The organism is Pedobacter africanus (genome assembly GCF_900176535.1).
GTDB classification, from domain to species: Bacteria; Bacteroidota; Bacteroidia; order Sphingobacteriales; family Sphingobacteriaceae; genus Pedobacter; species Pedobacter africanus.
Map to the genome: position 1 here is coordinate 3010500 of NZ_FWXT01000001.1, position 17036 is coordinate 3027535.

12 protein-coding genes are annotated in these 17036 nt (G+C 40.1%); all 12 read left to right on the top strand.

The annotated features are described in order from the left end of the window. Positions 1 to 83: 83 nt before the first annotated feature. Positions 84 to 968 (top strand): hypothetical protein, encoded by an 885-nt coding sequence (locus B9A91_RS12615; RefSeq protein ID WP_084239031.1) that lies wholly within the window; start codon positions 84 to 86, stop codon positions 966 to 968. A 16-nt stretch (positions 969 to 984) separates the two neighbouring features. Further along, positions 985 to 2064: a hypothetical protein gene (locus tag B9A91_RS12620; RefSeq protein WP_235012544.1), complete on the top strand. Its 1080-nt coding sequence runs from the start codon at positions 985 to 987 to the stop codon at positions 2062 to 2064. A 22-nt stretch (positions 2065 to 2086) separates the two neighbouring features. Continuing rightward, a complete protein-coding gene (locus tag B9A91_RS12625; RefSeq protein WP_084239036.1) occupies positions 2087 to 5536 on the top strand; it encodes a hypothetical protein in 3450 nt (1149 codons plus the stop codon). A gap of 11 nt (positions 5537 to 5547) precedes the next feature. Further along, positions 5548 to 8949, top strand: coding sequence for a DUF6443 domain-containing protein (locus tag B9A91_RS12630; RefSeq protein ID WP_084239038.1), 3402 nt, complete (start codon positions 5548 to 5550; stop codon positions 8947 to 8949). Positions 8950 to 8956: 7 nt separating this feature from the next. Further along, positions 8957 to 9424, top strand: coding sequence for a hypothetical protein (locus tag B9A91_RS12635; RefSeq protein ID WP_084239040.1), 468 nt, complete (start codon positions 8957 to 8959; stop codon positions 9422 to 9424). Between the two features lie 29 nt (positions 9425 to 9453). Continuing rightward, positions 9454 to 9654 (top strand): hypothetical protein, encoded by a 201-nt coding sequence (locus B9A91_RS12640; RefSeq protein ID WP_084239042.1) that lies wholly within the window; start codon positions 9454 to 9456, stop codon positions 9652 to 9654. Positions 9655 to 9659: 5 nt separating this feature from the next. Continuing rightward, positions 9660 to 9908, top strand: a complete 249-nt coding sequence (locus B9A91_RS12645) for a hypothetical protein (protein ID WP_084239045.1) — start codon at positions 9660 to 9662, stop codon at positions 9906 to 9908. A 283-nt stretch (positions 9909 to 10191) separates the two neighbouring features. Then, the gene (locus tag B9A91_RS12650; RefSeq protein WP_084239047.1) at positions 10192 to 10464 is read left to right on the top strand and encodes a helix-turn-helix domain-containing protein; all 273 of its coding nucleotides are present in this window, start codon (positions 10192 to 10194) and stop codon (positions 10462 to 10464) included. A 150-nt stretch (positions 10465 to 10614) separates the two neighbouring features. Then, complete coding sequence (locus B9A91_RS12655) at positions 10615 to 11577, top strand: hypothetical protein (protein WP_084239049.1); 963 nt, start codon at positions 10615 to 10617, stop codon at positions 11575 to 11577. Position 11578: 1 nt separating this feature from the next. Then, positions 11579 to 12814 (top strand): tail fiber protein, encoded by a 1236-nt coding sequence (locus B9A91_RS12660; protein ID WP_084239051.1) that lies wholly within the window; start codon positions 11579 to 11581, stop codon positions 12812 to 12814. A gap of 1 nt (position 12815) precedes the next feature. Next, a complete protein-coding gene (locus B9A91_RS12665) occupies positions 12816 to 13784 on the top strand; it encodes a hypothetical protein (protein WP_084239053.1) in 969 nt (322 codons plus the stop codon). Between the two features lies 1 nt (position 13785). Then, positions 13786 to 17031 (top strand): hypothetical protein, encoded by a 3246-nt coding sequence (locus tag B9A91_RS12670; RefSeq protein ID WP_084239055.1) that lies wholly within the window; start codon positions 13786 to 13788, stop codon positions 17029 to 17031. Positions 17032 to 17036 lie beyond the last annotated feature (5 nt).

Consider the following 17036-nt stretch of genomic DNA (forward strand, 5'->3'; position numbering starts at 1 on the left):
GGGTTATGCGAATGTTCTTTTTTGTTAAGAATGAGTGATTTAGCTTTAGCTGTCTAAGTATTTCACTCTTATCACAACAGGTTATGAAGAAAATTTACACCCTGATTCTGGCAGTTTCATCACTTGCCGCAACCGCTCAAACTACGAACACATTTCCGACAACAGGTAATGTTGGGATAGGGACGACAAGTCCTGCTGCGAAATTGAGTTTTAACGAAGTTAACGATGGAACAAATGGTCCGGATGGGATTACCTGGTATAATACTGCTCCTTTAAATTATGGTATATATAGAACCCCCGGACCATGGACAGCGCCAGCCTATCAACAATTAAGATTGCAGTGGGATACAGGGATTATTCTTTATCCGGGATATGGACATAGCAAGAGTTTTGTAGATGTGCAAGGGGATGGCTTAAGGGTAACTTCTGGAAATGTTGGAATAGGAACAGAAGCTCCTGCTGCAAAACTTGATGTTTTCGTTCCGGCATCAACCTTTACCAACAATATTAAATTTGGAGATGCTACCCCAGCTTATTTAGCCTCCGGAAATTCTGGCATCTATTTAAGCAATAATACCGGTAATCAATTATTTATGATCCAACATACGGGTAATGTAGGTATTGGCACCATGACGCCTAATTCCAAGCTTGCTGTTAATGGCAATATCCGTGCGCATGAAATCAAAGTAGAGACAGCGAACTGGCCGGACTATGTCTTTGCAAAAGACTACGAGCTTCCAACGCTTCAGGAAACAGAAAAACACATTAAAGACAAAGGGCATTTGCCGGGTATTCCTTCTGCTGCAGAAGTAAAAGCCAATGGGGTTGATTTGGGTGAAATGAATGCGAAGCTGCTGCAGAAAATAGAGGAGCTGACGCTGCATTTGATTGAGCAGAATAAAAAGTTTGAAGCTAAAATATCAGCCCAGCAGCAGGAAATAGACCTTCTAAAACGTAACCGCAAATAATCTTAAAAAACTGAACATGAGATGGACAGTCAAATCTAAAATAATGGCCATTGCTATTGTTTTAATGAACCAGCTATCGCTGAGCGCTCAGAACCTTTTGAATATGCAGGATTGGGTAGAGGGGCAGGGGAGCGCAGGCATATTTGGTGCAAATGGGTCTAGTGCAGAAAATGTGAGAGAGTGGGGAATTGGCCCTCATGGAAAGCGGGTGCTGCTATGGAAAGCAATCCCAGATGGAAATTCCAATGCAGATGGCGGATGGAATTCTTTGCCTTTTGCAATTAATCACAACAGCATGTACCGCTTTACGGTATGGATGAAAAAAACGAATTCCGTTTCTGGTGACTCGTATTTAGGTTGTGGTGAAGTACTGGGATTGGACGGTGTTGCTAATGGCAATCCGTATTTCTGGTATGGGGATTTGCCGGAGCTGAACAAATGGTACCTGATTGTGGGCTACGTTCACGGTAGTGGTGATCCTTCAACAACTAGTTATGGTGGAATTTATGACGGAGTAACCGGAGCTAAGGTTAATGAAATTATGGATTATAAATTCTCCACGTCATCAACCACCACTTACCATCGATCCTATTTATACTATGATCCGGATGTAAATGACCGGCAATACTTTTATGCGCCACGGGTAGATATGGTAAACGGAGACGAGCCTTCAATAGCTTCCTTGTTGGGAGTTCAGCCCTCTTCATCCGAACAATCTTATTTCTCTGGAAAAGTAGGAATCGGTACAACAGACACCAAAGGTTATAAACTGGCTGTTGCAGGCAATATGGTTACAGAATCGGTTAAGGTTAGCTTACAGGGAGCCTGGCCAGATTATGTTTTTACAAAAGAACATCAACTTCCAACCCTTCAGGAAACTGAAAAACACATTAAAGACAAAGGGCATTTGCCGGGTATTCCTTCTGCAGCGGAGGTGAAGGCTGGTGGGATTGATTTGGGAGAGATGAATGCGAAGCTGCTGCAGAAGATTGAGGAGCTGACCCTGCATTTGATTGAGATGGATAAACGGTTAATTGATGAACGTAAGGTTAACCAAAACCTGGAAGAAAGACTAAGGAAGACAGAAATCAAATGAGTAATCATTAAAACTTAAATACATGAAGAATATAAAGAAAAAATGGATTAAAATAATTGCTATTCTAGCCATTTTCCATTGTGCAACAATATTAACAGGCAATGCTCAGGAAACACGTGTTTCGATTCCAATTCCGCCTTCGCCCACTGCTGCTGGTCTCGGAGCATATGCGGAGACTCCTGTTTCTACCTATACAGGTGTGCCTTCGATCAACATTCCACTGTATGAAATAGATGCAAAGGGATTTAAATTGCCAATATCATTAGCCTATCAGGCAACTGGTGTAAGGGTTGAGGACGAAGCGTCATGGGTAGGTTTGGGCTGGAGTCTGTTTGCTGGAGGAGTAATTACCAGATCAGTCAAGGGATTAGATGATATCCCTGTTGAGAGTAGTAGTGGAACAGGTCATATCGGTTATCCTGATGTTAAACTGCCGAGCGTGGGGGAAGATAATGTTTATCCAGGAGGGAACAATACTCAGGACGAGGTGCTGGCAAATTCTATTCTTAGTAAGCAGTACGACCCAGAGCCTGACGTATTTTATTTTAATTTTTTAGGGAACTCCGGAAAGTTTATTTTCAAACCCAGGGAATCTGTTTCCCAACCCCTGGAGGTTCAGCTGATTTCGCAGCAGAAAATGCAGATTGATGTTTCCTTAAATATTCAAACCAATTCATATGAATGGGTAATTACAACTGTAGATGGAAATCGATTTTTCTTCAGTACTCCGGAAAAAACAAAAAGTTATACACAAACCTTGCCTGCTTTAGATTGGAATAGTGACCCGATGCAACAATACCCTCAATTGCATACCTCTGCATGGTATCTAAAACAGATTATTACAAATAAAGGCGAGATTATAGATTTTCAGTATACCGATCCCTCGCCTAATGGAAGTAGGAGAGCAATTTTGAAGAGTGAAATGTATGCTAAATATCTCTATACTGAGGACCTTTTTCCTGGGGTTCAATGTGAGAGTGATCCTGCTTGCAGCAGTAGTACTCATTTTTATACAAATAGTCTGATGATCAACTACGACGTATACTTAAAAGAAATTCGGTATAAGCATGTTTCTATTGAATTTTCGACAGCATCAAGGGAAGATATTGCACCTTATAATGACCTATATGTTACCAATACACAACCTCAAAAATTAACCCGAATGACCATTAACAGGGTTATCAATGGTCAAAAGGAATTATTCAAATTTTTTGATTTTCAAACTGATTATTTCGAAAGTGGGACTAATAGAGGGACGTTAAGTAAGCGATTAAGACTAAAATCTGTAACAGAAAAAACAGCATCTGAAAGTAAGCCTCCATATGTGTTTGATTATAATGAATTTAACAACTATAGTATTGCTGATAAAGATTCCAGGTCTAAAGATCATTGGGGTTTTTACAATGGTAAGGACAATACCAATATACTGACTATGGGAGTGGCCAAGCCCACCACTATTCCGCGTATCAGGGTTGTAAATCCCTTGTCCGGGGCGGTTGATTATGTAAATGGAGCAAATAGAGAATGTGATGCCAATTATTTAAAAATTGGTTCGTTGTCTAAAATCACTTTTCCCACCGGAGGTTCTGAAAATTTCGACTATGAACCTAATGACTACCTAGAGCCGGAACTTGCTAAAATTCCGCACGTTGTATCCTTTTTTAGGTATGGAGAACATGTTCCAAATCCTCCGGGACCAGAGATGCCTTCTTATACATTGAACCTATCTCAAACTACATTAATCGAATTTCTTGTAGCAGCTTCTGTTTCATCGCCCGCGTGTAATCTTGAAACCATGGATAGAACAGTTGCTTCAATTATCAATACCTCGACTAATGTGCCCATACACATAACGCTTAATTTCGGCTGTAATAAAAATGACAGAACCAATTACATTACAGAGTTACCGGCTGGAACCTACAATGTGGTAGTTTATGCTACTCCCTACTTTACTACGGAAGGTACTCTGAAATGGGAAGAAATTACAGGGAGTTACACGTTATCGAAAGTTGGAGGAGGGATGAGAATTAAACGCATCAGAAAACTGGATGGTATCACGCAAAAGGAGGCAATTACAAATTATAAGTATACAACTTCTGATGGTACTGCAAGTAGCGGTAAATTAATGAGTCCGCTTGTATATGATTATAATTGGTATAATGTTTTAAATGTTACTTGTCAGATTTTGGGGGGGAGCTATCGGGACGATCAAAAATGCTATTATAATTATAGTGAGTCAGCGCCGTATATTCCACTTTCGAATTCGGCTAACGGAAGTGCTGTTGGTTATAGTGAAGTATCTGTGGAACTTACAGACGGGATTTCTATGTCAGGAGGAAAGACCGTTTACCATTACCTGAATGAACCAGATGTTTTTTTCTCACGGTATCTTCCCACGCGGCCAGATTTGTCGAATGGCTTAATGAGCAGAAAAGAAGAGTTTCTTAAAAATAGTCAGGGAGCTTATGTAAAAATCCGGGAACTTGAAATTGGCTATCAACGAGAAGATTCATCTAGAGTGAGGTTAGTTGGAATGAAAGTACTCATGCCTCAAGGCTACCCTTGGTACTTGAATTATTCAGATACGTTCAAATTTTATTCAACTTATTCTGATTGGTGGCATAAGAAAACGGAAAAATTGACAAACCTTCCTTATGGAGAGGGAGCTGTTACGTCTGTCAATATCGAAAATACAGATTTTTTCTATGAGAACCCGGAGCATAAACTATTAACGAAAACTGTTTTGACGAATAGTGATGGAAGCAATACCATTACAAAATACCTCCGCCCTGCTGACTATTTAAATGCTAACAATGCAGTGTTGGACGAGATGAGGAGCTTTGCTCATATGCATGATAGGGTGATAGAGGAAATTGTTGAAATAGAAAAAGGAGGGCAACAAAAAACAAAAACTGCGGCATTTACAGAATATGATTATGGAGATTTATCCATGGTTCCCCGGTCTACACATGCGCTAAAAAATGCCGAATCTAAATCTGGCTTTGTGAACTCATTGTCCAATGGAATGCCGAATGATTCGGATTATAGCCTAACTGCTACTTATCGTTATGACCCATGGTCAGGAAACGTAACTGAAATAGAAGAAGAGGGCAATAGTTATACAACGATTTTATGGGGATATGGAAATCTCTATCCCATTGCCAAGATTGAAAATGCACGAAGGGTAGATGTTGAGGCCGTAATTAGTGGTATGGATTTGGGTGCTTTTGGTGAAGGTTATCATAGTGATTCAGAGGTAAACTCATTTTTAGCGCCCCTAAGGACCAGTGCGGCATTGAAACATGCATTTATTACAACCTATACCTATAAACCATTAGTAGGTATTACAAGTGCTATGGACACCAAAGGAATGAAAGTTTATTATGAGTATGACAGCTTTGGTAGGTTACGGTTCGAAAAAGACCAGAATGGGAATATCATTAAAAGTTACGATTATCATTATAAACTTTAACGCCTTATACCATGAAAAGATATCTGAATTTAAAGCCTGAAAAGGCATGGAAATATATCGCTGTTTGCTTGCTTGCAGGGTTTACAGGTGCAAAAGCGCAGCAACCAAACCCTATCTTAAATGTTTACAATAATGAAACCGAGATTAAAGGTGTACGGAGTGTAACCTTAAAGGATGGCTTTTATATACCTGCAGGAAAAACGGTAAGGATCTTTGCCCTGGCTAGTTTCAAGGAATGTGTACCCCTCCTGAGCAGCTTAAGTGATAATCAGAATTACGTGAGTACCAAAATATTCAAAGTACCGGGGGTATTGAACAGCACCCAGGTGAACCAAAGCGGTCGTAGCACCTGTGAGGTGAACCAAACGGTGCAGTATCTTGACGGTTTGGGCAGGCCTTTGCAAACGGTGACAGTACAGGGTAGTCCGACTTTCAGGGATGTAGTGCAGCCGGTGGCTTATGATGCTTTGGGTAGGGAGCAGAACAAATACCTGCTCTATACAGCAGGTATTTCTACAAGCAATGGTAGTTTCAAACCAGCCGCGTTGACAGAACAGCTTGCCTTTTACAACAATCCGATTGCCCAGGCTGCGGTTGGGGTAGCTGCTATATCAGGTGCTTTTTCGGAAACTCTCTTTGAAGCCTCACCCTTAAATCGTGTATTAGAACAAGGCTCTCCTGGAGCCAACTGGCAACTGAGCGCGGGTCATACCCAGAAAATAAAGTATAGCACTAATATATCCGACGAAGTAAAACTCTGGGTCGTGACAGCAACTGGAGCTAGTGGGGCAACAAGCTATGAAGAGGGAAAATTGTATAAAACAATTACTAAAGATGAAAACTGGACAAGTGGGGATGGGAAATCGGGTACGGTTGAGGAGTTTAAAGACCAGGAAGGAAAAGTGGTGCTGAAAAGGACTTATAACACCGGGGAAATAGCCCATTCCACTTATTATGTTTATGATGATTTAGGGAATTTGAGGTATGTACTGCCCCCGGCAGTCTCTGTAAATTCGTTTACAGAGGCAGATGCTGTGTTCAGTCAGTTCATCTATGGATACCACTATGATGGCCGCAAGCGGATTGTTGAGAAGCAGATCCCGGGCAAAGGTCGGGAAGAGATGGTTTATAACAAACGGGATCAGCTGGTATTGAGCCGTGATGCCGAACAACATGCCAAGGGCAAATGGCTATTTACCAAGTACGACGCTCTGGGCAGGGTGATAATGACGGGGGTTCATTCCAATACTGCTGGCAGGGCTGCATTGCAATTGGCAATGGATGCCCAAAGTACTTTATGGGAAGGTAGGGATGACGGCAATAACAGTAGTACCGGAACAGGTTATACAAATTCGGTATTGCCAAATACTGGCATTGATACTTATTTCACCATCAATTACTACGATGATTACAATTTTTATGGCAATACCTTCCTCCCACCAAATGGCAGCACCCAAATGCCTGCTGCAAGGACTAAGGGATTGCAGACCGGTGGTTTTGTATACCAGTTGGGGAGTAGTACAACCCGTTATCTGAATGTAAACTATTACGATGAGGAGGGAAGGGTGATCCGTACGGCATCAGAAAACCATTTAGGAGGTAAAGATTATACCGACAATACCTGGAACTTTGCTGGTGAACTGACAGCCAGTACCCGTACTCATACAGGCAGTGCCTCTGGCCCTGAAACGATCATTGCCACCCGTTATGAGTATGACCATATGGGCAGGGAACTGGCTACGATGCAATCCATCAACGGGCAACCAGAAGTGGTGTTGAGCAAATTGGCCTATAATGAGGTTGGGCAGTTGCTGAAAAAAGAGCTGCACAGCGGGGACAATGGCACCACCTTCTTGCAGAATACCAGTTATGCGTATAATGAGCGAGGTTGGCTGAATAACAGCAAATCAGATCAGTTCAGCATCAACCTAAAGTATGATACGGGTACTATTCCACAGTACAATGGCAATATTGCCAATCAGGAATGGGGTGCCGGTACCAGCTACCCAAATGTTTATACCTACGAGTATGACAAGCTGAACCGCTTGAAAAGTGGGGTGAGTACAGGTGTTGTAATGAGCGAGTATCTCACCTATGACTTGATGGGCAATATTGCTTCCATGAACAGGGATGGCGCAGGAGCAAGTACTTACAGCTATACCGGTAACAAATTAAACAGTATTAGCGGTGCGCTTACAACGGGAGGTTATGTTTATGACTTGAACGGCAATGCAACTACTGATGGAAGAAAAGGGGTAACGATAGGTTACAATATCCTGAACCTGCCTTCAACAGTAAGTAAATCAGGCTTAAGCATGAGTTATACTTATGATGCTGCTGGTAATAAACTGAAGAAAGTAAGTAGTGATGAAGCGACTTCAGATTATGTGGGCGGCATCCAATATACCGGTGGTGCAATTGATTTCATCATTACCGAAGAAGGCAAGGCCAGGAATAACGGGGGTACTTATGTTTATGAATATAACCTGACAGACCATCTGGGAAATGTACGCTATACCTTTAACCAACATCCAACTACTGGCGCAGTTCAGGGCCTGCAGTCTAATAATTACTATCCATTTGGAAAACAAGTTGGAGGTACAGGGGTAAATAAATATCTTTATAACGGCAAGGAGTTGCAGAATGAGCTGGGACAGCTCGATTATGGTGCAAGGTTTTATGACCCGGAAATAGGAAGATGGAATGTGGTGGATCCGTTGGCGGAGAAACATTTTAACGTTAATCCTTACAATTATGTACTAAATAATCCTATTAATTTTATTGATCCTTTAGGACTTGATACTATTCCTGTTAATAAAATTGTAGAGAATAGATCCGATGCTAGACAATTTAATCCTGCGAAGGATGAGATTGCTTTAGATCGTAATGCTGTTGTGATTCGGCCCGAGGTTAATATGGGGACTGGCGAAACAGAGGGAATGTTAGGCGCTGCGGTTCCTATCGCATTAACAAGTTCTGCAATCGACGGACCATTACCTATCGGCGAAGCAATCGGCGCAGGTATAATAACTGCAGCTGCAGTGCATGATGCCTTGACCAGGGTATATGTTACCTATACGTTGGTTGGTCCACAAGGGCAGATTTACGTTGGAAGATCAAGTGGATATGGTGATCCTCAATCCATAATGATGAATAGGTATTATGGACATCATATGCGAGCTTTGGGATATAGAAACCCGGTACTTGATAGGTCAATTGTTGGAGTCATGGGTTATACTGCAATTAGAGGTAGAGAGCAACAGTTAATCGACAGTTATGGTGGTATAGGAAGTAGCAGAGTTGGGAATAGGATAAGAGGCGTTGGATATTATAATCCTGCTGGGCCAGGATATCATAAAATGTCGGATTTTGCTTTTGGACCACTATCTCCTTACACTGGCTATTTTAAATAATAACGTTATGAAACAAAAAGAAGAATATCTGGTTGAGTTGGAATTTATTAAAAGCTGGAATACTACAGTTTTAGATTTTATGTCTACTAAGATACCGGAGTTAAAAGATTTTTCGGAAATAACAAAACAGAGTTTAAGCAGTTACTCCGGTAAAGTGAATAAGAATGTTCTATTGGGTTTTAGATCATCCTACAGAGATATCAATGAGATGGCTAAAAACTTGTCTCCCTTGGATTATGAAGAATTAAATAAATTACTTTTAGCAAAATTCCATTTGGATTTTACTGATATTGATCAGCGTATCAATAGCAAAATAGCATCTGTCGTTCTGCTGGGGAGAATCGACAACGAAGAAGAATATAAAATGATCGAAGACAAAGTCAATGAACTTTGTCAGAACAAAGAGAAAAATCCAACGATTGATGCATTGAATACTTTGCTACTGAGTTATGAGCAGTCTAGCTATAATAAATAATATACGGACTTCATTCCATGAACTTGTCCATGAAAATGATAGATAAAGAATCAGATATATTAAAAACTAAATGCTTTTTGTTTAATCAATTTATGATTGAAAAAGGTGGTTTCCCAGTGGAAATGCGCTCATCTTTTGCTGCATCCAACAAACTTATTAATGAAGCTTATACTAATGGCAAGATCAAAGTACTTAGGTCTATGAGTAAGGATATGATGAACAGGTTCTAAAGCATATGCCGTTATCTACTGTTTTAGAACTAAAGACTTATTTTGCACAATTTAATGTCGACTTTGAGGCAGTTGATAGGGCCAGGTTAAAAGCAATTGATAAAATAGTTAAAAAAGGAAAGATATCTGGCAATAGTGAATACGAACTTCTAATTAATCGTGTCGACGATATTTATAATGATCCGAAAAGAGCGGGCGAGCTGGATATATTAAATGATTTGCTTTTAGCATTTGATGCTAATAGGAGTAGCTAATTCTTTCCTGTACTTTTAAAAAAGTACTTCCTTGAATTATGAAGGATTAAATATCAAAAAACGACATGCCGGGGCAATTTTTTAGCCCCGGCTTTTTTTATGAATTCCGGTTTTTTTGGTTCGGCTGGTTCTTTTGTAGGGTTTTAAAGTGGTCTAAGCGCGGTTTTTCCGCTCAAAAAAATATTTTAAAATATTTTCAGAAAAATAACAAAGGGCAAACTGGTTGCCCTTACTATTCTTAGTATTGGAAGGTTGTTCAGGCAAGAAATGAACAGTAGGTATTATGAGAATAGTTTTAACGCAGATCGAAACTACCTATGATTTGGAACTCCTGGAACAGCAGTTTTACACTGAACTGGGTATCGCTATCCGTAGCTACAGGAGGTCAAAGAATTTGTCGCAAGATTACATGGCCAAAAAGCTGAATATTTCACAGACTGCCTACAGTAAAATGGAAGCCGGGAAGTCTGGTTTTTCTGCCTTCAGGCTAAGGCATATTTTTAAAATTTTAGGTATAGATCCTCGCATCATAATCGCACCCATTTTAGAGGGTTAAGTCGAATTGTCATGAAAATATTCCTCCCGGTTATATTTTATAACTGGGAGTTCTTCTTTAGTACTGGGGGTTATGCGAATGTTCTTTTTTGTTAAGAATGAGTGGTTTAGCTTTAGCTGTCTAAGTATTTCACTCTTATCACAACAGGTTATGAAGAAAATTTACACCCTGATTCTGGCAGTTTCATCACTTGCCGCAACCGCTCAAAATACTTTTCCTACATCAGGAAATGCGGGTATTGGAATTTTAAATCCAACGGAAAAACTGGATGTCCGTGGAAATATCTATTGGGATGGTTTTAATTCCGGAAATCCAAGAGCGGTGAAAATAGGGTACAGTGGTGGGAATTACGGGGGTATCGGGTATAATCTCGACTTTACTACTTCCACGGGCGTATTTAACAGGCCGCTGAATGACTATAGCTCTTATTTAGAACTCTGGAACGGGGGCTTTAGGTTTTTCGGAACAAATAATTTTGGCAGCGCTTCCAATATTGGTTTAGGCAGTGGCAGCCAGGACCTATCCCTGCGGGCTATCATCAGCCGGGAAGGCAATATGGGAGTAGGAACAGATAACCCTTTACAGAAATTCGTGGTCTCTAATAGTGGGACCGATGGATTTGAAGTCTATGTTAACCATCCTGGTATAATTGGTCTTCAGGCTTACAACAGGACTGCGCTCAATTATTCAAAAATGCAATTCGATGCCAGCCAGTTTGCCTTCAATAACGGCAACGTTGGTATTGGCACAACAGATCCAAAAGGCTATAAACTTGCTGTAGCCGGAAACATGATTGCCGAGTCTGTAAAAGTCAGTTTGCAGGGCACCTGGCCAGACTACGTCTTTGCAAAAGACTACGAGCTTCCAACCCTTCAGGAAACAGAAAAACACATTAAAGACAAAGGCCATTTGCCGGGCATTCCTTCTGCCGCCGAAGTAAAAGCCAATGGGCTTGATTTAGGGGAAATGAATGCTAAGCTATTGCAGAAGATAGAGGAGCTGACGCTGCATTTGATAGAGAAGGATAAAGAACTCTCCTTAGAAAAACAAGCCAGGAAAGATCAGGAGAAAAGACTTCAAAAACTAGAATCAATAGTTCTTAATAATAAATAGCATGAAAAAATTTATACTATTCTCAAGTTTGGTTTGCGCTTGTTTTTCAGCGGATGCCCAAACCCTACAAGCGGTAACGGATAATGGAGCATCGACAAGCAATACTTTAAATTCCTCCAATCCTAATGGCTTTCAGGTAACAGGCACTTCAGGTAATCCCGCTTATATGGTTATCGATCAAACTGCCAATTCAGGGGGTAAACGATGGAGATTCGGGCACACTGGAGCGGCCTCCGGCTTTAGTAGCTTTGATATTCTCAATATAACAGACGGAATTGCACCTCTGTCGTTAGCACCAAACGGTAATGTTGGAGTTGGGACGACTAATCCTCAGAATAAACTGCACATTCATCAAAATGTTCCGGATCAAGCAGGTTTGATCGTTCAGGGAAATACTATAAATACAGACTTCGCTAAGCACTATGTGGCAATTACCTTGGATGGTGATTATGGTAATGGCACAGGTAATTATTCTCAGATAAGGAGTTATAGCAACTTATACAGTAGCTGGGGAAGCCAATTGGCTTTTTTCACAACCACTTTGGGTGTTGTAAACACACTTGAAGAGCGGATGAGGATAGATGATAAAGGGAATGTTGGCATAGGAGTCCAGGACCCAGCAAGTAGAAAACTGAAAGTTTTGACCTCGAATCCTGTTAATGATGTTGGGGCAGAAATAGAAATAGCGAGAAGTTCTGGAACCAACTACGGAATCATCGGAAAAGCCATTGGTTCAGGTGCGGATTATAATGTTGGTATGTTTACCAGTGCAAATGGCGGAACTTCAAATTTTGGCCTTCGAATTTATAACGTGCCAAGTGGAGCAAATAACTACACAGTTTATAGTGATTCCCCAGCCCAGGCTTATTTTGAAGGCAACATGGGTATAGGGACAACGAATCCTGACGGCTATAAACTAGCCGTAAAAGGCAAAGTCCGTGCGCACGAAATCAAAGTAGAAACTGGCAACTGGCCAGATTATGTTTTTGCAAAAGACTACCAGCTTCCAACCCTTCAGGAAACAGAAAAACACATTAAAGACAAAGGCCATTTACCGGGTATTCCTTCTGCCGCAGAAGTAAAAGCCAATGGGGTTGATCTGGGTGAAATGAATGCGAAGCTGTTGCAGAAGATTGAAGAGCTGACGCTGCATTTGATAGAGCAGAATAAAAAGTTTGAAGCTAAAATATCAGCCCAGCAGCAGGAAATAGACCTTCTAAAACAAAAAAATAAATAATATGAGAAGATGGTATTTAAGCATTGCTGTCGTGATTTATTCTACATATGCATCTGCTCAGCAAACCAATGTGTTCCCGAATGACGGAAATGTAGGAATCGGATTTACAAATCCTTCAGCAAAATTTACTGTCATTGGAGGAGGCTTGGCTACCTCAAATGCAGGATTATCAATTTCATCATATTTAAACTATGGCAGACTTACATCAGGTACAGTAAATTCAATTCACAATTTCCTTGATCAGGAAAGCTTAGAACTTAGCTCAGGATCATCACAAAAAACAGGTATTGCTATTGAAGGCTTAACGAGCTCATTTGGCTCTGCCATAAGGATGTTTACAGGGAACTATGAGAGATTTCGGATAAACTCTAATGGTGACGTGGGCGTTGGCACTTCCACTCTTGATAATTCACAGGGTTGGAATAGGGTATTTCAGGTAAACGGACCAAACAATGCTAAATTATTGGTTACTGAAAGTACTGGTGTTAAAATAGGGATATATAGTCATTCAGGTTATAACGGAAAAATTGGAACGGAAAGTAACCACAACCTCACTTTTACAGCAGGCTATTGGAATGATGTGATGACTTTAACTACTGCCGGAAATGTAGGAATAGGTACAACTTCACCCGATTCAAAACTTGCGGTAAATGGAAATATTCGAGCAAGGGAGATCAAAGTAGAGAATTCAAACTGGCCGGATTATGTTTTTGCAAAAGACTACGAGCTCCCAGCACTTCAGGAAACAGAAAAACACATTAAAGACAAAGGCCATTTGCCGGGCATTCCTTCTGCCGCGGAAGTAAAAGCCAATGGTATTGATTTAGGGGAGATGAATGCGAAGCTGCTACAGAAAATAGAGGAACTGACGCTGCATTTGATAGAGATGAAGAAGGATAGTAATGATGAAAGAGAAAAAAATAAAGCTCAGCAAAAAGAGATCGAATATTTAAAATCTAAATTAAAATAAGATGAGAAAATTATATCTGATATTACTAGGTTTTACGCTGCCGTATTTACTGTATGCTCAAGCACAAGAGGTGAGAATACCGGTTGTTAAACCCGTTTCGCCTTCTGCAGCAGGAATATTCAAAACCTTAGAACGGCCAATTGGTTCTTATACCGGAACGGTGCCTGTAAACTTTCCGTTATTTAAAATTACTAGCGGGTCACTCGAAACTTCAATAGCCCTTGATTATAATAACACTGGTGGTATAAGAGTTGAAGAGATAGCAACAAACGTTGGTTTGGGCTTTAATTTATCAGCAGGTGGCAGAATTACCAGGATACAAAAAGGGGGTATTTCAGATGATGAACCCGGGATTGGTTATTTAGCAAATAGTGTTAAGCCTTCTCAAATCCAAATGAACAATTCAAGCCATTTAATAGGCATACAGAGAAAAAGTATAGACCTCGATCCAGATATTTTTATGTACAATTTTAATGGTGAGTCTGGAAAATTTTTCTTTAATGAATCTGGTCAGCCAATTATGATGCAGGAGTCTAAAGTTAAAGTGCAGTATTTTACAGATGCCGGAGGAATTAAATCGTGGATATTACATGATCGCGATGGTAATAAGTACCATTTTACGCTTAAAGAATATACTACTTCCAGCTATCAAAACTATGGTGGTGGTAATACTCCTTTATCATCTAGTTATGCCTCGTCCTGGTTGCTGACAGAAATAAAAGATATTAATAATCAAAATTCAATCACATTCTCATATCAACAAAGTACATCTGGTTTTTTTGCGCATTCTGGAGGAAATAGAAAAGTTCAGGCAATTAACTATTCGGAATGCGATCCAGACTATTTCGATGAAAGGGTTTCAGTTTATACGGAAACTTCTGAATATATCCTGTCAAAAATAATGGGTAGTTCTGGGCATGTTAGCTTTAGCTCATCTAATAATAGGTTAGACCTAAATGGAGGATCAAAGTTGACAGATTTGACCTTATATGATCACAACAACATCAGGCTTAAGAAATGCCATTTTAATTATGATTATTTTGTGAGTGGTAGTGACGCCTTTGGAACTCCCAGCAATAACCCTAATTATTATAGGCTGAAATTAAAAAGCTTTTCTGAATTTGGAGAGAATAACACAGATAGCCTGAATTATTCTTTTACGTATAATGAGCAGGAACACCTTCCTCAAAGACTGTCTTATGCAGTTGATTACTGGGGTTTTTACAATGGACAAGTTTACAATCCAAGCCCACTTCCAAATATATCATCGACTTACTATGGACAAACTGTTCATTTAACTAGTTTTTCAAATAAAGAGGTTGTGCAAGGCTACCCGGAAGCAGGTATTTTAACTAAAATTACCTACCCCACAGGTGGCTCAAGGGAGTTTTTATACGAAGGTAATACTGCTTTACTGACATTGGATAGCCAAATAGCACCATCCCCATATTCTATAGTTGGTCAGGAAATTAGCCGAACGGATTTTAGTAATGTATCTTTTCCCGGACCCTGTCTGAAACAGACGTTCAATATAAACAGCACTAATGGTTTTTCTGTCTTTAGTTATGTGTTATTTCAGGGAAATCTATGTGGAGATTACAGTATTAGAATTTACGCAATCTCGTCTATGGATGATGAATGGGGAGGGGCTTTGTTGTATACCTATGAAAACGAACAAAGCTGGAGCCAAACCTTAAACAATGGGATGTATAGATTGGAAGTCTACAAATCCGGGCCTGGTTGCAATTTTTCTAATCTGCAATTAAATTGGGATGAATCAATTTTTGTGCATGAGAACGTTACCACGCCTTACGGATCATTTACTAAAACAAACAGACCAGTAGGAGGGGTGAGGGTTAAAGAAATAAGGGATTATGATCCTGTCTCTGCAAAGACATTTTCTACCAAATACCTGTATAAACTTTATTCTACAGACTCAACATTAACCAGTGGTCTGCTTAACACGCCTGTAAGGGTTATGAACGAGTTTAATACTGTTTGCAGTGCTTGTCGGTATATGATGTTATATACTTCAAGCTGCTATCCGTTAGCTAGTGAGGGTGGATCATTTGTCGTGTATCCAGAAGTAAGAACCATAGAAGAAGGCAATGGTTGGACCGACAGATTCTATACTTATTCTCCGGATGATTTAGGATCAGAATTTGAATATCCGATCCCCCCACTTTCTACAGAACCAGCAAAATTAAGGGGGAAATTACTGTCGGAAAAGACCTATACCAATGGTGGGAATTTGTTAAATGAAAACTCTTTTTTTTATGAACCAATATTTTTGCCTGGCCCAGGCTATAGTGCAAGTGGAGCAGTAGCTAAGTTATTTTATGTAAGATTGATTGACTCGCAGGTTCCATGTATGGAATATGGAAATTCTCCAACAGCGGGACCAAGTTCTGGTAAGATAAGATACCACGATTTATCCGGCATAATTTATGGCCTGGCTGGGAAGTCCGAAAAGAAATACTATTCAAATGGAAGTTATGTGGAGACTAAAACTTCGTACGCTTATGATACGGATGGCATTGGGCATCCAATTATCAAACAGATGCTAACAACAGGTGACGGTAAAACAAGGGAAACTAATTATCGTTATTCTTTCAATAACTTATCAGATTTTAAATTTGGACTAACAAGTGAAGAACAGACATTTAAAAGCGTTTTACTTGATTCAAATTATCTGCAGCCACTTGAGATAACGTACGCTGTAACTTATCCCAATGCTTCACCAATATTTCAAGGAGGCTCAAAGTACAGTTTTAACCGGTTTAATGGTGTAGAGTTAAATATTGGAAATGTAAAAGAGTATACATCCAATACAGATTATAAGGAAACTGTTTTTTCAGCTTATCAGAATGGACGCTTATTGGAGAAATATACTGCGGGTGGCCCTAAAGAGGTTTACTTGTGGGGTTATAATGACCAATATCCGGTTGCTAAAGTTACGGGACGTGATTACAATACATTGACTGGTTGGTTCTCTTCGTCAGTTCTTAATAATCCGGCAAGTGATGGGCAATTGCAAACACACTTGGCGGCACTAAGAAATAATTTGTCTAGTGAGCTAGGTCAGGTTGAAACTTATTCCTATAAGCCGGTGGTGGGGATGACCAGCCAGACCGATGCAAAAGGTACTACCACCTATTACGAATACGACAATTTCCAGCGGTTAAAATACATTAAAGACCAGCAAGGGAATATCATCAAGAGTTACGATTACCATTACAAACCATAACGCTT

What these genes read in the sequence shown, in the direction of transcription:
- B9A91_RS12665 (WP_084239053.1), top strand. Translation starts at nt 12,816, where the DNA reads ATGAGAAGATGGTATTTAAGCATTGCTGTCGTGATTTATTCTACATAT.
- B9A91_RS12640 (WP_084239042.1), top strand. Translation starts at nt 9,454, where the DNA reads ATGAAAATGATAGATAAAGAATCAGATATATTAAAAACTAAATGCTTT.
- B9A91_RS12650 (WP_084239047.1), top strand. Translation starts at nt 10,192, where the DNA reads ATGAGAATAGTTTTAACGCAGATCGAAACTACCTATGATTTGGAACTC.
- B9A91_RS12620 (WP_235012544.1), top strand. Translation starts at nt 985, where the DNA reads ATGAGATGGACAGTCAAATCTAAAATAATGGCCATTGCTATTGTTTTA.
- B9A91_RS12655 (WP_084239049.1), top strand. Translation starts at nt 10,615, where the DNA reads ATGAAGAAAATTTACACCCTGATTCTGGCAGTTTCATCACTTGCCGCA.
- B9A91_RS12645 (WP_084239045.1), top strand. Translation starts at nt 9,660, where the DNA reads ATGCCGTTATCTACTGTTTTAGAACTAAAGACTTATTTTGCACAATTT.
- B9A91_RS12615 (WP_084239031.1), top strand. Translation starts at nt 84, where the DNA reads ATGAAGAAAATTTACACCCTGATTCTGGCAGTTTCATCACTTGCCGCA.
- B9A91_RS12635 (WP_084239040.1), top strand. Translation starts at nt 8,957, where the DNA reads ATGAAACAAAAAGAAGAATATCTGGTTGAGTTGGAATTTATTAAAAGC.
- B9A91_RS12660 (WP_084239051.1), top strand. Translation starts at nt 11,579, where the DNA reads ATGAAAAAATTTATACTATTCTCAAGTTTGGTTTGCGCTTGTTTTTCA.
- B9A91_RS12625 (WP_084239036.1), top strand. Translation starts at nt 2,087, where the DNA reads ATGAAGAATATAAAGAAAAAATGGATTAAAATAATTGCTATTCTAGCC.
- B9A91_RS12630 (WP_084239038.1), top strand. Translation starts at nt 5,548, where the DNA reads ATGAAAAGATATCTGAATTTAAAGCCTGAAAAGGCATGGAAATATATC.
- B9A91_RS12670 (WP_084239055.1), top strand. Translation starts at nt 13,786, where the DNA reads ATGAGAAAATTATATCTGATATTACTAGGTTTTACGCTGCCGTATTTA.